This is a genomic window from Lujinxingia litoralis, from assembly GCF_003260125.1.
GTDB lineage: Bacteria > Myxococcota_A > Bradymonadia > Bradymonadales > Bradymonadaceae > Lujinxingia > Lujinxingia litoralis.
This window is the reverse complement of the sequence record NZ_QHKO01000009.1, coordinates 28275-44626: the sequence shown is the minus strand read 5'-3', so window position 1 is coordinate 44626 and position 16352 is coordinate 28275. Positions and strand designations below refer to the sequence as shown.

General features: G+C 65.1%; 14 protein-coding genes and 3 tRNA genes. 6 read left to right on the top strand and 11 right to left on the bottom strand.

Annotated features, from left to right (window positions below; translation table 11 throughout):
• Positions 1–33: 33 nt before the first annotated feature.
• Genes cysE through DL240_RS16065 form a run of 3 tightly spaced genes read right to left on the bottom strand, consistent with a single transcriptional unit; the run spans position 34 to position 3775 of the window.
• Complete coding sequence (gene cysE, locus DL240_RS16075) at positions 34–876, bottom strand: serine O-acetyltransferase (protein ID WP_111730921.1); 843 nt, start codon at positions 874–876, stop codon at positions 34–36.
• Between the two features lie 43 nt (positions 877–919).
• Positions 920–1846 (bottom strand): cysteine synthase A, encoded by a 927-nt coding sequence (gene cysK / locus DL240_RS16070; RefSeq protein ID WP_111730920.1) that lies wholly within the window; start codon positions 1844–1846, stop codon positions 920–922.
• Positions 1847–1861: 15 nt separating this feature from the next.
• Positions 1862–3775 (bottom strand): bifunctional homocysteine S-methyltransferase/methylenetetrahydrofolate reductase, encoded by a 1914-nt coding sequence (locus DL240_RS16065; RefSeq protein ID WP_199589841.1) that lies wholly within the window; start codon positions 3773–3775, stop codon positions 1862–1864.
• A 121-nt stretch (positions 3776–3896) separates the two neighbouring features.
• Here DL240_RS16065 and queD point away from each other — a divergent pair, with 121 nt between their 5' ends.
• On the top strand, positions 3897–4259 hold the full coding sequence (gene queD / locus DL240_RS16060; protein ID WP_111730918.1) for a 6-carboxytetrahydropterin synthase QueD: 363 nt from the start codon (positions 3897–3899) through the stop codon (positions 4257–4259).
• A gap of 148 nt (positions 4260–4407) precedes the next feature.
• Here queD and DL240_RS16055 read toward each other — a convergent pair whose 3' ends face one another.
• Positions 4408–4938, bottom strand: a complete 531-nt coding sequence (locus DL240_RS16055; protein WP_146618350.1) for a hypothetical protein — start codon at positions 4936–4938, stop codon at positions 4408–4410.
• 395 nt (positions 4939–5333) lie between these two features.
• Between DL240_RS16055 and DL240_RS16050 the strand changes: the two genes are divergently transcribed.
• The 3 genes from DL240_RS16050 (at position 5334) to DL240_RS16040 (ending at position 5627) form a co-directional block, all read left to right on the top strand.
• A tRNA-Lys gene (locus tag DL240_RS16050) sits at positions 5334–5406 on the top strand.
• 1 nt (position 5407) lies between these two features.
• Positions 5408–5480 (top strand) — tRNA-Glu (locus tag DL240_RS16045).
• 74 nt (positions 5481–5554) lie between these two features.
• Positions 5555–5627, top strand: a tRNA-Glu gene (locus DL240_RS16040).
• 109 nt (positions 5628–5736) lie between these two features.
• Here the strand turns inward: DL240_RS16040 and DL240_RS16035 are convergent.
• From DL240_RS16035 to DL240_RS16015, 5 genes are all read right to left on the bottom strand, one after another.
• Entirely contained in the window at positions 5737–7698 is a 1962-nt protein-coding gene (locus DL240_RS16035) for a class I SAM-dependent methyltransferase (RefSeq protein WP_146618349.1), read from the bottom strand.
• Positions 7695–9026, bottom strand: coding sequence for a tyrosine--tRNA ligase (tyrS, locus tag DL240_RS16030; RefSeq protein ID WP_111730915.1), 1332 nt, complete (start codon positions 9024–9026; stop codon positions 7695–7697). The genes DL240_RS16035 and tyrS overlap by 4 nt, the downstream gene beginning before the upstream one ends.
• A 61-nt stretch (positions 9027–9087) precedes the next feature.
• Positions 9088–10785 (bottom strand): ribonuclease Y, encoded by a 1698-nt coding sequence (rny, locus tag DL240_RS16025; protein ID WP_199589840.1) that lies wholly within the window; start codon positions 10783–10785, stop codon positions 9088–9090.
• Positions 10786–10788: 3 nt separating this feature from the next.
• Positions 10789–11400: a 5-formyltetrahydrofolate cyclo-ligase gene (locus tag DL240_RS16020; protein WP_488253869.1), complete on the bottom strand. Its 612-nt coding sequence runs from the start codon at positions 11398–11400 to the stop codon at positions 10789–10791.
• A 103-nt stretch (positions 11401–11503) separates the two neighbouring features.
• Positions 11504–11857: a cell division protein ZapA gene (locus DL240_RS16015; protein WP_158542637.1), complete on the bottom strand. Its 354-nt coding sequence runs from the start codon at positions 11855–11857 to the stop codon at positions 11504–11506.
• A gap of 255 nt (positions 11858–12112) precedes the next feature.
• Here DL240_RS16015 and DL240_RS16010 point away from each other — a divergent pair, with 255 nt between their 5' ends.
• Entirely contained in the window at positions 12113–13450 is a 1338-nt protein-coding gene (locus DL240_RS16010; protein ID WP_111730912.1) for a GAF domain-containing sensor histidine kinase, read from the top strand.
• Between the two features lie 9 nt (positions 13451–13459).
• Positions 13460–14035, top strand: a complete 576-nt coding sequence (locus DL240_RS16005) for a CAP domain-containing protein (protein ID WP_111730911.1) — start codon at positions 13460–13462, stop codon at positions 14033–14035.
• A gap of 117 nt (positions 14036–14152) precedes the next feature.
• Here DL240_RS16005 and DL240_RS16000 read toward each other — a convergent pair whose 3' ends face one another.
• A complete protein-coding gene (locus tag DL240_RS16000; protein ID WP_111730910.1) occupies positions 14153–14758 on the bottom strand; it encodes a hypothetical protein in 606 nt (201 codons plus the stop codon).
• A 144-nt stretch (positions 14759–14902) separates the two neighbouring features.
• Complete coding sequence (locus DL240_RS15995) at positions 14903–16234, bottom strand: cytochrome P450 (protein ID WP_111730909.1); 1332 nt, start codon at positions 16232–16234, stop codon at positions 14903–14905.
• Positions 16235–16352 lie beyond the last annotated feature (118 nt).

Genomic DNA, 16352 nt, shown 5'->3' with positions numbered 1-16352 from the left:
ACTCCCATCTTCAGTAGCGCTTCGGTCGTCGGTTCAGCGCACAGGTTCACTTCCCTTTTTGACGCAGTCCTCCTGGTAAGCCATCAAAAACTCTTGTTCCAGGGCGTCCTGAAGTTCGTGACGTTGCAACTTCTCGGCAAGCTCCTCGGGACTTAAGTCCACCAGCTGCTCCAGGATATGCAAACGATTGGAGAGGCTGTCGATGTGCTCCAGCAGGTCGCGCACGATCCGCTGCATCGGGTCGGGCAATCGATCGTGATCGAGATCGGGGGGCCCCACCGTCTTCTTCGCCTCTTTGGAGACCACGCGTCCGGGGATGCCCACCACCGTGGCGCAGGTCTCCACGTCTTTGACCACCACCGAGCCCGATCCCACCCGAGCGCCATCCCCAATCGAGACGGCGCCCAGAATGCAGGCGTTCGAGCCAATGGTGACGCCCTTGCCGATGGTCGGGTGGCGCTTGGTGCGCTGGAGGCTGGTGCCCCCGAGGACCACACCTTTGTAAATAAGGCAGTCATCGCCCACCACCGAGGTCTCGCCAATCACCACGCCCATGCCGTGGTCAATAAAGACTCGCCGGCCAATCACCGCGCCCGGGTGAATCTCCACGCCGGTGAGGTGTCGGCTGTAATGACTCAACATCCGCGCGCTTAGATGATGGCCACGCCCCCAGAGGCGGTGGGAGATGCGGTGCATCCACAACGCGTGGAGGCCGGGATAGGTGGTAACCACTTCGGCCAGGGTGCGCGCGGCCGGGTCGCCACGGCGCACCGCCTGAATATCGTCGACGGCATCTTTAATAAAACCGAGCACGCCGCGCCGCTCCCGAGACGGAGGGCTGGGCTGAGCACGGAGACCGGGTCGTTTCAAACTCATGATAACTTCCTGAAGTTCGTGGGCAGGCCGAGCATGCCCACGCCTATAGCTCTCGAAACAAGGGCGTCGAAAGGTAGCGCTCCCCGGTGTCGCAGAGCATGGTGACGATACGCTTACCCGCGAACTCCGGGCGCCGGCCCACCCTCAGGGCGCCAACGACGTTGGCCCCGGCGCTGATGCCTACCAGCAGCCCCTCTTCGCGCGCCAGACGCCGCGACATCTCAAAGGCCTCGTCGTCTTCGATGGTAAGCACCTCGTCGATGAGCTCGGGGTCGAAAATATCAGGCACAAAGCCCGCGCCGATGCCCTGCACCTTGTGAGGGCCGGCGGCGCCGCCGGAGAGCACCGGGCTACCGGCGGGCTCCAGGGCAATGGCCTTAAACGCCGGGTTCTTCTCTTTGAGCGCGCGCGCCACCCCGGTGATGGTACCGCCGGTGCCCACACCGGTGACGATCGCGTCGACCTGCCCCTGGCAGCTCTCCCAGATCTCTTCGGCGGTGGTGCGCGCGTGGCTGCGGGGGTTGGCCGGGTTCTGAAACTGCTGAAGCATGATCGCGCCGGGCGTCTTCTCCACCAGGTTGCGCGCCTCTTCAACCGCGCCTTGCATCCCCAGCGAGCCCGGCGTCAACACCAGCTCGGCGCCCAGCGCCTTGAGCAGGGTACGCCGCTCCAGGCTCATGGTGTCGGGCATGGTCAAAATAAGCCGGTAGCCTCGGGACGCGCACACAAAGGCCAGCGCAATGCCGGTGTTGCCGCTGGTGGGCTCCACGATCAACCCGCCGGGCTTAAGCGCGCCCCGGGCCTCGGCATCGGCGACCAGCGCCGCCCCGACGCGATCTTTGACGCTCCCCAGCGGATTAAAAAACTCCGCCTTCCCCACAATCTCAGCCGGGCAATCACCCACGACCTTCGACAGACGAATCAGGGGCGTATGCCCCACCAACTCCACGATGCTCTGATGAATCACCATCGATACCTCGGGCGCTCAGCGCGCCTCTTCAAGGGCCGGCGTCAACGCGTAGCCCGGTAGACAGCTTAAGATCTCGAGGGCCGCCTGATAGCGGCCAAAGGGCGGCATGATGTAGGCACCGGCCACCCGCGACCCCACCGCCAGGAGCGTCTCCTGGGCGATCCGCACCCCTTCGGCCCGGGCGGCCTGCCCGGTACCGGCGGCATGCATCCGCCGACGCACCTCCGCGGGCACCGCCATCCCGGGCACTTCGTTATGCAAAAACTCCGCGTTACGCGCGCTGGCCAGGGGGAGAAGCCCCACCAACACTGGCATATCCAGATGCGCGATGTCGGCCAGAAAACGGTCGAGCACCTCCGGGTCGTAGACCGGCTGGGTCATCACAAATCGCGCACCGGCGGCCTTTTTAAGCTCCAGACGGCGCAACTCACGCTCGTAGTCAGCGGCCGCCGGCTCCGCCCCGCACGCACAGTAAAAGGCCGTGGCATCGCCCACCGGTTTGCCGGCGGGATCGACCCCGTGATTGAAGTTCTCGATCATCCGCAGGATGCCCACACTGTCGAGGTCAAACACCGCCGTGGCGTGCGGGTAGTCGCCAACCTTGGGAGGATCGCCGGTGATCACCACCAGGTTGCGAAGATCCAGCGCCTCAAAACCCAGCACATCCGATTGCAACCCGAGAAGATTGCGATCGCGGCCGCAGAGGTGAAGGATCACCTCAATATCAAGCGTCTCCTGCAACAAGCGCCCCAGCGCCCAGTTGGCCATCCGGACCGACGCCCGCGGGCCGTCGGCGATGTTGATCGCGTCGACACCTCCCTCAAGAAGCATGCGGGCGGCATCCAGCGCCCGGTCGGCACGCAACCCCGAGGGCGGATTGACCTCGACGCTGACCACGAAGTTCTCGCGGCTGACCGCCTCGTTGCGAGCCCGGGCCCGGTGCGCGGCCTCGATCTTCTCGGCCAGTCTCGTCGGGGACTTCAGGCTGGCGACCTCCTCGTGCGCCGCCTCCGGGCGCGCCGAGCGCTGCGCGCTCACCTCCAGACTCGCCCGACCGCCTCCCAGCATGCGCGCGGCGGCGGCAACCTGCCGGATATGCTCCGGCCCCGTGCCGCAGCAACCGCCCACCAGACGCACCCCGGCCTTAAAAAAGCGCCGCGCGTACACCCCGAAGTACTCCGGGGTCGCCATGTAGACCAGCCGCTCGTCGATCTTGCGTGGGTACCCGGCGTTGGGCTGCGCGATCACCGGCAACCCGCAGCTAAGCATGTCGACCACCACGTCGTAGAGCACGTGCGGGCCTTCCATGCAGTTGGCTCCCACCACATCCGCGCCCCACTCTCGCAGCAACATCGCCACGCGCTCCGGGTCGGCGCCATCGCCAGTTCGCCGCTCGCCATCAAAGCTCATCTGCGCCACCACCGGCAGATCGCAGACCTCGCGGGCGGCCTCCAGCGCCATGCGCACTTCTGCCAACTGGCGAAAGGTCTCCAGCAGGATCAGATCCACGCCCCCCTCCACCAACGCCGCGATCTGCTCGCGAAAGGCCTGGCGCATCTCTTCGAGCTCGCCCTCGGTGAGCATCGTGGGGGTGCGCCCGGTGGGGCCGACCGACCCTGCGACAAACGCCAGATCGCCGGCGACCTCCCGGGCGATGCGGGCGCCGGCCCGCGCGATCTCCGGGGCGCGCTGCTCCAGGCCATGACGCCGGAGCTTAATGCGGTTGGAGGAGAAGGTATTGGTCGTCAACACTCCGGCCCCCGCACTCAGGTACTCGGCGTGCACCGCCGCCACCAGATCGGGGCTGGAGAGGTTTGCGTCATCAAAGGATTTATTGATGTAGATGCCGCGTTCGTAGAGTTGCGTGCCGATGGCACCGTCGAAGACCACCGGTCCTTCTTCGATCGCCGATAAAAAGGGTGATTGCATCTGGATTTGACTCACGTCGCTGGCTTACGTTACGGACTGCGCGCTCTGCGCCCGGCACTATAGTCGACTTCGGGCCAAGGCTCCATGTCCCCCAACCCTCCTCCCTACCCCCGACCCTGATATGATCGTCGAGCTGGTCAAAGAGTTTCGTTTCGAGTCCGCCCACCGCCTCCCCAACGTGCCCGAGGGCCATAAATGTCGCCGTCTCCACGGCCACTCCTACCGCGTCACCGTCACGGTGCGCGGGGAAGTCGACCCCGAGATGGGATGGTTGGTCGACTACGGAGATATCAAAGATGCGGTCAAGCCGCTGATCGAGCAGCTTGATCACTACTTCCTCAACGAGATTGAGGGGCTGGAAAATCCCACCAGCGAAGTGCTCGCCGGCTGGCTGTGGACCCGCATCAAGCCGGTGCTTCCGCAGTTGCACGCGCTGCAGATCCACGAGACCTGTGAATCGAGCTGCATCTACCGCGGCGAGTAAGGCGTGTAAGGGGGGGGATTCCCGGGAAACCGCGTTTTCGCTGGCGAAGACCGGCTCCCGGCACCGCTCGCCGGGAACGCGCCGTTCGGAACCATCCCGCGCAGCTGCGCGCGCTCCAGGTCCACAACATCTGCGCAGCGCGCTGCATCTACCGCGGCGAGTAAGGCGTGTGGGGGGGACGCTCCCGGGGGATAAAGTCCTCACTGGCCTCGGCCGCCTCCCAGCTCCATTCGCTGAGAACGTGCCGCTCCGGGCTCTCTAAAAGGAGGGAGCCGTCTTCACCCAGCGTCGATGGTTCGACTTCATCGTCGGCCGGGGCCAGCGAGCGCTGAGCCAGGTCACGGGCCAGATGATGCACGATCTCTTCGCGGCGGGCGCTCAAGATCAGCGCAATGGCCAGCGCCAGCGACCCGCCACCGATGGCCATTAAAAACGCCGTATCGTACGAAAACTGAGGGGCAAAGATCACCGCCAGCACGCAGACGACCGTCAACGTGGCCAGCCCCACTGCGCCTAAGAGGCGTACCTGCACGCCGCGGGTGGCTACCCGGGGATCCACCGAGAGCGGCTCATAAGAGGCGCTCGGCGGGAAGTCTCGGCGGTGCACACGTCGACGTTTGCGACGGGCCGGTACCGTATCGCGTCGATCCCTCCAGCGTCCGTGTTGTCTGCGTGCCATCTCTAACCGCTCTGCCAGCTCGAAAAACGAGACCTCCTTGACCCGGGCCGCCCTTGCCATCGCCGCATCCCCCCCGATGTGCGTGCTCAAAGCTCGGTGGCCCTGCGCCCGCGATCCTAACAAAACCTGGCCTCGAACGCATAAACCCCAACTCGAATCGCCCCCGCAATTCTTCCCTCTTAACCCTAAGCACCTGAAACACTTCGAGAATTCGAACTTCCCGTTAAACTATTCCGTGCTGAGCGGAAAATTTTTCGAAAAAGGCGTTGACACCCCCGGGGGGTGGCTGTAGATATGTCCTCGCTTTCGGGGGAAACCCTGAAAGACATCACTGGAAACACCAAGCCCGGTGATAAAGTTCGGCAGACAACTTCGGTTGAACGTTGAACACTGTTGGGCCGTTAGCTCAGTTGGTAGAGCAGCAGACTTTTAATCTGCGGGTCGGTGGTTCGAGCCCACCACGGCTCACGTCCCCTTCGTCTAGAGGCCTAGGACACCGGCCTTTCACGCCGGCGACACGGGTTCGAATCCCGTAGGGGACGCTCGCTTAACTCCGGTTAAGCGCGTCTGGCAGCACCAGACATATATCAGGACATCAGCTCTTCGGGGCTGAAACGTCCCCTTCGTCTAGAGGCCTAGGACACCGGCCTTTCACGCCGGCGACACGGGTTCGAATCCCGTAGGGGACGCTCCAGATTCGAGAAAGCCGACCAGCAATGGTCGGCTTTTTTCGTGGGTGGTTTCCGCGGCTCTTCCTCATCCCCGCCTCCCTCCCCCCTTGAGAAATACGGACCGCTCTTAGACGTCCCGGCTGCGCTCGGCGCGATCCGCCACAATCACCACATGGCGATGCACGCCTCGCCCCAGCCAGCGCCAGGTCAAAACCTCCAGCGACTGAGCGCGAAGCCTCGCCAGCCACCCCTCGACCCGATCAAAGTGCAGGGGCTCCGGTGCCATCCCCCGCAGCCGGTTGGCGCTATGGTCGAGAAAGGTCGTCAGGCGGCGATCCCAGCTGCGCTCATACACCGTCTCCAGCAGGATCACGCGTCGGGCCACCCGTCGGGCCTCGGCCAGCACACGATCAGGCCGACGCGCGTGGTGCAGGGTGTAAACGATCACCACCGCGTCGAACGCGTCGTCCTCAAAGGGCAGATGCTCCCCGTCGTAGACCTCAAAGGGCAGCTCAGTGCGGTTGCGATTGTCCACATCGGCCAGCACGACCTCGTGCCCGGCCTCGGCGATCAACTGCCCCACAAAGCCCTCCCCCGCCCCCAGATCCAGCACCCGGTCCCCCGCACGCAGGTAGGGGCTTAGCACCTCCACCTTGGCCCGCGCCCGGCGCCGCAGCATCCACTGAATCCCCCGGGGACCGGCCTGCATCATCACCGAAGCCCCCACCCAGAACGTCTGAAAGATCATCACCATCACTTCCTTCTCCCGCACAAACGCCGGGTCATAGAAAAGATACGAGAGCAAGAGCACCGAAGCCGCCAGGCTCACCGACCACCACCCGGCCAGCGCCGCCGCCGCCAGCAGCCCCAGCGCGTACCAGGGGTGCAATACCGCCGTGAAGAGCAGGTAGGCCGCCCAGGCTCCGCACATGCCGGCGGCCACCCGGCGGCGGCTGCCATCCTGCCAGGCGCTCGCCAGTGTGATGCCCGCCAGGGTGGCCGCCTGCAAGATCGGCCCCAGAACCGGCGTCACCGGCGGCGTGATTCCCTCGCGGTACCCCAACAGCGCACGCGCCGCGTAGAAGATCGGGGCATCAAACGAGAAGACCTCGGCGTAGAGCTCGGCGCTGGCGCGCTGATTGGCCACCAGGTCCTCGAACCAGAAGGGCACATAGCCCACTGCCACCACCCCGATCGCCACCAGGGCCGCCACACAGGCGTGAGCAAAACGCCCCCGGCGCCACAGCGCCATCCCCACCACCGGACTGACCACCAGGAAGGTAAGTTTGGCCAGGGCCATCGCCCCGATCGCCGCTCCCAACTGCCAGGCCGGCCGGCGACCGAGCATCACCACCAGGAGCACCATCCACCCCACCGCCAGCGCCTCGGTATGGCCGCCGCCGGCCACCTCCCAGTAGACCAGCGGATGCCAGGCGTAGAGCGCCGCCCAGCCCACCGCGCGCCGCATCGTCAGCAACGCGCGGGCGATGAGCAACACCGCCAGCAGATCGGCCAGCACAAAGAGCCCGCGCAGCCACCGCTCGGCGCTCCCTCCCACCACTTCAGCCAGCACATCCCCCGCGGCAAACGCCAGCATCGCCAGCGGCGGGTAGAGCGTGTGGTAATCCGGGCTGTTCATCCGCCCGAGCTCCGCCCGCACCTCATCCGCCAGGGCGTTCTGGCCCCCCAAACGCGCCACCCGCTCCCGGGGCGTCTCGGCGTAGGGGTTCTCGCCAGCGGCCACCAACGCCCCGTCCCAGGTGTAGCGCCACACGTCGTCGGAGAGCGACACCGGGGCTACCAGCGCCGCACACCGCAGCAGCACCGCCCCGGCCAGCACCACCGCCACGCCGCGCCAGCGCGGCCCCGAACCGAGCCAGCGCGGCCCCGAACCGAGCCAGCCCCACCCCGACCACAGCCCCCACCCCAACATCAGCGTGCTCAGCACCACCACGCCCAAAAAAGAAGCCACCGCTTCACGCGGTGGCTCCTCTCCCAGGGCAACCCACAGGGTCAACGCCGCGCTCCCCACCAGCGCCACGCCAATGCTCCCGGCGCCTCCCCCCCTGATGGTACGCGCCTTACTCACACACATCGCACCACGTGATAGCGCTTTTTACCGGCGCGCAGCACCAGCATCGACTCGCTGGCCAGATCCCCCGTCGAGAGGACATGCCCCGGGTCTTCCACCCGCTCATTGTTGATGTACACCCCGCCCTGCTCCAGCAGCCGCCGGGCCTGGCCCTTGGACTTCTGCAAGCCGGTGTTGACCAGCAGATCGAGCAGCCCCAGCTCCCCGCCCTCCAGACGCTCCCGCGCCACGTCGGTGGAGGGCACCTCGGCAAAAATCGACCCCAGGTCGCGGTCGTTGAGCCCCTCGATCTTCTCGCCAAAAAGCATGCGGCTGGCGCGGATGACCTTCTCACACTCCTCCGGTCCATGAATCAGCGAGGTCACCTCCCGTGCCAGCACCTGCTGAACTTCCCCGCGGTTCTCACCGGCGGCGACTTTCTGCTCCAGCGCCTCGATTTCGGCGCGGGGCAGGAAGGTAAACAGGCGCAGAAAACGACCGCAGTCCGCATCGGCCTGGTTGATCCAGTACTGGTAAAACGCGTAGCTGCTGGTCATCTCCCCGTCGAGGTAGACCGCGCCTCCCAGGCTCTTGCCGATCTTCTTGCCATCGGCCGACGTGATCAGCGGGAAGGTCAGCCCGAAGGTCGACTCCCCGGTGCGACGACGCGTCAGATCCACGCCGGAGGTAATGTTGCCCCACTGGTCGCTGCCCCCGAGCTGCAGCCGACAGCCGCGGGTCTTAAAGAGGTGCAAAAAGTCGTAGGACTGAATCAGCATGTAGCTGAACTCGGTGTAGCTGATGCCCTGCTCGCGCTCCTCCAGCCGGGCGCGCACAGAGTCTTTGGCCAGCATCTGGTTGACCCGAAAGTGGCGTCCGACATCGCGCAAAAAGTCGATAAAGCTCCACTCTTTCAGCCAGTCCGCGTTGTTGACCAGCTCCACGGCCTCACCATCTTCCGGGGCCTGGTCAACGTGGAGCGCGCGCGCGGTCTGGAGCACGGTGTTGAGCTGCCCGCCAATGCACTTCACATTCCCCTGGAGCGTCTCTTCATCCATCAGGTTGCGCTCGGTGCTGCGCCCGGAAGGATCGCCGATCAACCCGGTCGCCCCGCCCACCAGCGCCATCGGGCGATGGCCGTGACGATAGAAGTGCGCCAGCCCCATGATCGCCACCAGGTTACCCACATGCAGCGAGGAGGCCGTGGGATCGAAGCCACAATAGAGCGTCATCGGCCCCTGGCTCAGCTCCTCATCGAGCTCATCGTGGGTCAGCTGGTAGATGAAGCCGCGCCAGGCAAGCTCCTGCAGCACTTCGCTCTTAAACGTCCGGGGTTGCTCATTCATCGTTTCTTCCGTTCCGAAAACACTCACTGCGTTAGTTGGGAAACACGCGCCGGGCGCACGCTCAGCGTGCGTAGTCGATGGCGCGCGTCTCGCGGATCACCGTGACCTTGATCTGGCCCGGATAGGTTAACTCATCTTCGATCTTGCGGGCGATGTCGCGGCTCAGCGCGAAGGCCGCCTGGTCGTCGACCGCACTGTGCTCCACCATCACCCGGATCTCCCGACCGGCCTGAATCGCGTAGGTCTTCTCCACGCCCTTAAAGCCCATGGAGATGCGCTCAAGATCTTCCAGGCGCTTGACGTAGGTCTCCAGAATCTCGCGGCGCGCCCCGGGCCGGGCACCACTCAACGCGTCGGCGGCGATGACCAGGTGCGCGATCACCGAGTTCTGCGGCTCGTCGTTGTGGTGCGCGGCCACGGCGTTGCGCACCACCTCATGCTCCCCGTACTTGCGGCAGAGGTCGGCACCGATCAGCGCGTGGCTCCCCTCCTGCTCATGGGTCAGCGCCTTGCCGATATCGTGCAGCAGGCCAGCCCGACGGGCCATCTTCACGTTCACCCCCAGCTCCGAGGCCATCAGACCACAGAGGTAGCCCACCTCAATGGAGTGCGACCACATATTCTGACCGTAGCTCGTACGGTACTTAAGCCGCCCCACGATCTTGATGAGCTCCGGGTGCAGCCCGTGAATGCCCAGCTCAAAGGCCGCCCGCTCCCCGGCCTCCTTGATGCTCTGGGCAACCTCCTGATCGGTCTTGCCCACCACCTCTTCGATGCGCGTGGGATGGATGCGCCCATCGGCGATGAGCTTCTCCAGCGAGCGCCGCGCGATCTCGCGACGTACCGGGTCAAAGCCGCTGACGATCACCGCCTCCGGCGTATCATCAATGATGATATCAACGCCGGTGGCCGCCTCCAGCGCACGAATATTGCGCCCCTCGCGCCCGATGATGCGTCCCTTCATGTCGTCGGAAGGCAGGCTGACCACGTTGACGCACTTCTCCGCCACAAAGTCGCCGGCGTAGCGCTGCACGGCCACGCTGATGATCTTTTGCGCGCGCTTGTCGGCCTCCTCTTCGGCCTGCTCCTCGATGGCCTTGATCTTGCGATTCGCCTCCAGCTCGGCCTGGCTGACCATGCGGGCCACCAGCTCGGCGCGGGCCTGCTCGGCGCTGTAGCCGGCGACCTTCTCCAGAAGCACCTCCACCTCCGCGCGCTGGCGCTCCAGCTCCACCTGGCTGCCGGCCAGCCCGGCCTCCCCATCGGCCACCTGCTGCTCGCGAGCCTTAACCGCCTCCTCGCGCTCGTCCAGACGCTCGGCGCGGGCATCCAGGTTCGACTCCCGATTGCTCAGACGCTGCTCGATCTTCTGCTGCTCGAGACGCCGAGTTTTAAGCTCCGCCTCCCCCTCCTTCTGAGCCTCCAATACCAGCTGACGCGACTTAATCTCGGCGTCTTTGATGACTTTATCGGCCTCGGCCTCGGCCTCTCGCTTAAGGCGCTGAACGAGCCGGTCGGCCTCAGCCCGCGCCTCGGCGCTGTACTTCTCAACGAGTTCTTCGCGCACCGGCTCCTGCAGCTCGCCACGAACCTCCTGTTCGACGCGGCGACGCGTGCTCTCAACAGTGTCCTGCTTGAGCGCTTCCACGCGCTGGTCAACGAGTTCTTGCTGCCGGGCCTGGGCTTTGCTGCCGGCGAGTAGCCAGCCGAGCACCACGCCAATGAGGCCCCCGACGATCAGGTAGACCATCAGTTCCATGGGTCACTCCTTCGATGTATGTAAAGACGACCGGGGCCCGGACACATGCCAGCGCGCGTCGGTCGCGATGATATCCACAGGGTGGTCGTGCGCCTCCGTCGGCAGCTCGTCATCGAGCAACTGCCAGTCGTAGCCCACCCCGATAAGTGTGGTATTCAGAAGATCGGCCAGCGCCCGATCATAGTAGCCTCGCCCCGACCCCAGGCGGTGGCCTCGCCGGTCAAAGGCCAGCGCCGGCACTAAAAAAACGTCGATTTCGGACGGGTCGCTGGCCAGCCCCACCGGCTCCTCAATGCCAAAAGCCCCGGGAATCAGACCGTCGAGCTGGCCGGCGTCCACAAACTCCAGACGATCGTCGGGGCCGATGCGGGGCAAAAACACGCGCCCGCCCTGCGCGAGCTTCGCTCGCAGGGCCGCGTCCACATCAAGCTCCCCACGCACCGCCCGATAACCCGCCACGCGGCGGGCGCCGGCAAACACCGGATCCGCTTCCAGACGCTGGCACACCGCCTCCGAGGCGCGCGCGCGCACCTCGGCGCCCAGCGCGCCGCGGCGCGCCCGGAGGGCCTTTCGCAAGCGCGTCTTTTGGTCACCTCTGGGGTCTGTTCCGCTCACCGTTGCACTCGCTGGCAGGCGCACATGCGCCGCTGGACGAGCTCAAAGCCTCGGTCGCACTCAGACACTCGATTGGGGATGGGAGCTTGCTTCGATCGCGCCTTCAGGCCTCCTCGACCTGGTTGATCAAGTCCAGGAGTGTCTCGGTCGTCTCACTGAGCTGCGTATGCATGCGATGCAACTCGTCGCGAGCCTCAAAGAGCTCCTCGGCCACGGTCATGCTGGCCAACATCATCAATTTATCAAAAGGCGCGCTGGGAGCGGCAGCCTGCAGCTCCTCAGCTTTATGGTCGATATATCGCGCCAGACTGCGTACGAAGGTCGCCTCGCGATCACTTCGAATGGTCAACTTCTGGCCACGGATCTCGATCTGGATCGGTCCCGACCCCGAAGCGGTGTCCGAGACGGACGTGGGCGCGCGTCGGCCTGAACCGGTCTTGGTACTTTGCGAACTCACGTGCACCTCCGAGCTTCGAGTCGTCTTTCAAAAAAAAGGAGCAGCGTCGACTCAGTGCTGCCCCACAATCATCGTTCCCCCGGGGAGGAATCATTCCCTCCGAGGGGATCGTGGGCCCAATTATTAGAGCGTGGCATTCGATGCGGCAACCCCAAAACGCCCTCATCACTCCGGCCTCCACGATCGTGGCCTTTCGCTCCCGGAGCGCTCTGCTACACTGAGCCGGTCGCACGCCACCTGTCTTGTGGAGTTTGTATGGCCGACCACCCCTCGCATCCTATTCTGGAGAAAGCCTCCGAAGGTCTTGATGACCGCTCCGAGGAGCTTGGCGAGCGCACCGAAGCCGACGCCAAGATTCGCTTCTACCGGGCGATGGCCAACACCGAACTCGACCCGACCACCCTGCTCAAGCGACTGGCCCGGGCCACCGCGGATGTGATCTTTGACCTCTGCATCGTCTACCTGGTCGATCCCCAGCAGGGCGTTTACCCGGCCGCGGCCTTCCATCCCAACCCCGAGGCACTCGCCGCCCTGCACCGCACCTTTACCACCGGCGACGCCCGGGCCGGCGATGGACTCATCGAGCGCATCATCGCCCGACGTGAGTACTACTTTCGCCCACGCTGGAACCCCCGGCTCTTAGAGCCCCACCTCCCCCGAGAGCGCGACGTCGCGCTGGAAATCGACATCCATAGCCTGATCGCCGCGCCCATGATCACCTCCGGCGGCAAGTGCATCGGGGCGCTCCTGATGGGGCGCCACACCACCACGCTGGCCTACGACGAAACCGACCTGGCCCTCCTGGAATGGATCGCCTCACACGCCGCCATGAAGGTGGAGAACGCCCGCCTCTACCACACCCTGACCCGCACCAACGCCGAGCTCGACGAAGCGGTCAAGGCTCGCGATACCTTCATCGCCATCGCCGCCCACGAGCTGCGCACTCCCCTGAGCACACTTAAGCTGCACGCTCAAATGCTGCGCCGCTTCGCCACACGAAGTCCGGAGACCTTCACCCCCGAGATGGTCGTCAGCCGGCTGGGCTCCATCGATCGGCAGGTCAACCGTCTGGATCGCCTCATCGATCAGCTGATGAACGTCAGCCGCATCATCGACGGCGGGCTCGCCCCCTCCCTTGAACCCTGCGACCTCTGCCAGATCACCCGCGACGTGCTCTCACGCTTTGAACAGGCCCTGGCAGACGCCGGCTGCCAACTTAGCCTGATCGCCCCCGAGAGCGTCCAAGGCGTCTGGGATCTCGAACGCCTGGACCACATCCTGACCAACCTGCTCTCCAACGCCATCAAGTACGGCGGCGGTCATCCCATCGAACTCCGCATCCACGCCGATGCCCGGCGCGCTCAGCTCGCCGTCATCGACCGCGGCGAGGGGATCGCGCCGGCCGATGTGGAGCGAATCTTCGGTCGCTTCGAACGCGTGATCTCCAGCCGCCAGACCAAAGGCATGGGCCTGGGACTGTGGATCGTCCGCTCCTATGCCGAGAGCCTCGGCGGCCAGGTCCACCTGCAGAGCACCCCGGGCAAAGGTTCAACCTTCACCCTCGATCTTCCGCGACACGCCCCCTCCCGCTGAGAGCCCGCCATGCGCGCCGCCTCACCACGAAGCGCCTTCAACCTCCCGACGCTCTTTACATTATGTATCACTCTGGGCGTGATCGCCGGCGCCTGCGTTCCTGACTCCGAGCCCTCCACAGCCGCGGATCGCTGGGAGTTTGAAGACGCCACTCTTCCCCCCGCCCACCAACGTATTGAACAGGTGATCGCGGCGACCAACCACGCCCGCGCTCGCCAGCAGACCTGTGGCCGGTACGGCGTGATGCCCGCAGTGGCCCCGGTGGCGGCCGATCGCATGCTGGCTCAGGCCGCCGCGGCTCACGCCCGCGACCTGGCCACCATGGACCACCTCAGCCACACCGGGAGCGACGGTTCTGACTTCACCGACCGCGCGGCGCGGGCCGGCTTTAACGGCCAGCCCGTGGGGGAAAACATCGCGGCAACCTTCCGCCTGGGTCCGGCCCTGGTGCAGGGGTGGCTGGAAAGCGACGCTCATTGCCGGGTGCTGATGAACCCCGACGCCCGCTACATCGGTGTGGGACTCCATGACCCTCCCCCCGGCGCCCCTTTCACAACCTACTGGGTGCAGGTCTTCGGCCACTGAACGCCGTCCTCTCCTCAAGCGTCTTCCCCCGGGCTACACGCCTCCCGGCCAACAAAAGACGCCCCCGGAGCTCGCTCCGGGGGCGTCTTTTGTTGTTACGCGGGCGATCACCAGGGATCAGGGCAAAAACACCCACCGCAGCTGGCCGGCTGCGCGCCGACTGGTCACGCAGACCTCACCGGTGATGTCGGCCTCAAAGCCACTCCCATCCGGAAAGGATGTCCCGTTGATAAAGAAGGTGCCCGTCGCTCCTTCAAAAATCCCCGTGCCCCCGGTCACCCGGTTAAGCTCCGTAAAGCTGCCGCCGGCGGTATCAAAGACCCCGATATCGCTGCTCTGCACTTCCCCCAGCGGCGTGATCAAACGCAGCACCCCGGCGTAGCTCCAGGTGGAGCCCGGCTCCACCGGCGGAAACACGATACTATCCTCACCGATCGCACCACCGCCGACCCCGTCAGCTACGTAATTGGTCTGACCGACCACGCGTCGTCCCCGCTGCAGCAGGTCGCCGGCCGTGCACATGCCCACCGGACTGTCGCAACCTTCCGTATAAAAGGTCGCGCTGAGCGAGGCGCTGATGGAGCGGCAGATCGGCTCATCCGCCTCATCCTCGTCATGCCCGTGTCCATGTCCCGGGCCCTGGGCAAACGCCAGAGAGCTCGCGCCCATCAGCGCCAACACCACCACGGCAAAAGATCCACGGCTGATCACTCGCTTCCACATTTCGTCCTCCTCAGTACGCATCCACAGGGGCCACAGGACCTACACGACCGACCGGACCGTCCCACCGACGACCCACTAAAATGTATCGTTTGGTTACCTCTTGAGAGTGAAGGCTTTTCGAAAACAAATCAAGCCCTTTCCCCCTCAGGCCATGACCTCCGGTCGGCGTACCACCCGGGTGCCTCCCGAGGGCGCGATCGTCACCATCCGACGCACCGGACGCACCGCCTCGGGATCGAGCAACTCCAGATGAACCTTTTGCAGAATCGTCCCCAGCACGATCTTCATCTCATACATCGCCAGACGCGCCCCGATGCAACGACGCACCCCGCCCCCAAAGGGTAAGAACTGATGAGAACGGTAAGTGCGCTCCAGAAAGCGCTCCGGACGGAAGCGCTCCGGCTCGTCGTACACATCGGGGCGACGATGAGCCAGATAGATCGCCGGCATCGCCACCATCCCGGGCTCCAGGGTGTAAGGACCGATCCTCACCGGGCGCTGCACCTGGCGGGCGATCACCGGGATGACCGGCGTCAGCCGAAGAATCTCTTTCACCAGCGCCTCTAAATAGTCGCAGCCGGCCAACGCCTGCGCATCAGCCTGGGGCCCCAACGCGGCAACCTCCCGCAGCGCCCGCGCGTAAACCTGTGGCGAGCTCAACAGCCAGTAGATGCCCCACGCCAGCGCGGTCGCCGTCGATTCATGGCCGGTGGCCATCAGCGTGAGCACCTCACCATGGATCTCTTCATCGCTCATGGCCTGGCCCTCCTCGTCGTGGGCCTCCAGCAGGATCGCCAGGATGTCGTCCCGCTGAGCGCCGCGCACAGCGCGGCGCTCAGCGATCTCCTCGTAGATCAGCTCACTGAGTTCCTTAAGCGCCTTCTCAAACGCCTCCCAGCGACTCCCCGCACCGGCCTGCCCCTTCTGACGTCCCAGCAGCGCGAGGTTAAAGAGATCATCATCCAGCACGCTGGCAAAGGCCTCCGAGAGCCGCCTTCGGCGCGCGGTGCGCTCGGGTCCAAACACGATCTCAATGATCAACCGAAACGCCACCCGCTGCATCGACGGACGCACCGAAAAGGGCTCATCCACCGGCCACGTCACGCTGATCTCCCGACTCACCCGGGCGATCAACTCTCCGTACCCCTGCACTCGTCCCCGGGAAAAACTCGGCATCAACAACTTTCGCTTGCGCCGGTGGGGCTCCCCCTCCAGCAGGAGCAGCGAATGAGGCCCCAGAAAGGGCTTGAGAACCGCGTTGCCCGCCCCCCCGAAAAACACCTCCGGGTCGCCCCCGAGCACCTCCTGAATATGGTCCGGATGGCTGAACACCACCCCCAGACCGTAGTCGCGAAAGTCGATCGTAAAGGCATCCCCCAACTCCCGGGCACACGACTCCAGAAAGGCGTAGGGGCGAGTGAGCCACTGCAGGGTCTGCTGCGGACTGGTCAGGGCGGGCTGAGGGGGCAGGCTCATCGTCTTCTCCGGGCGCAATGAACGCCTCGACGCTCGTCACCGCTTTAGGGCCCGGACCGCTCCCCGGCGGCCAGACGCAAAGCTTAGAACCCGCGCATCCGGGTCAGGAGCAACGCAA

Coding starts and splice junctions, on each gene's coding strand:
- DL240_RS16000 (WP_111730910.1), bottom strand. CDS start 14,758: ATGTGGAAGCGAGTGATCAGCCGTGGATCTTTTGCCGTGGTGGTGTTG.
- queD (WP_111730918.1), top strand. CDS start 3,897: ATGATCGTCGAGCTGGTCAAAGAGTTTCGTTTCGAGTCCGCCCACCGC.
- DL240_RS16005 (WP_111730911.1), top strand. CDS start 13,460: ATGCGCGCCGCCTCACCACGAAGCGCCTTCAACCTCCCGACGCTCTTT.
- DL240_RS16055 (WP_146618350.1), bottom strand. CDS start 4,938: ATGGCACGCAGACAACACGGACGCTGGAGGGATCGACGCGATACGGTA.
- DL240_RS15995 (WP_111730909.1), bottom strand. CDS start 16,234: ATGAGCCTGCCCCCTCAGCCCGCCCTGACCAGTCCGCAGCAGACCCTG.
- rny (WP_199589840.1), bottom strand. CDS start 10,785: ATGGAACTGATGGTCTACCTGATCGTCGGGGGCCTCATTGGCGTGGTG.
- DL240_RS16065 (WP_199589841.1), bottom strand. CDS start 3,775: ATGCAATCACCCTTTTTATCGGCGATCGAAGAAGGACCGGTGGTCTTC.
- tyrS (WP_111730915.1), bottom strand. CDS start 9,026: ATGAATGAGCAACCCCGGACGTTTAAGAGCGAAGTGCTGCAGGAGCTT.
- cysE (WP_111730921.1), bottom strand. CDS start 876: ATGAGTTTGAAACGACCCGGTCTCCGTGCTCAGCCCAGCCCTCCGTCT.
- DL240_RS16010 (WP_111730912.1), top strand. CDS start 12,113: ATGGCCGACCACCCCTCGCATCCTATTCTGGAGAAAGCCTCCGAAGGT.
- cysK (WP_111730920.1), bottom strand. CDS start 1,846: ATGGTGATTCATCAGAGCATCGTGGAGTTGGTGGGGCATACGCCCCTG.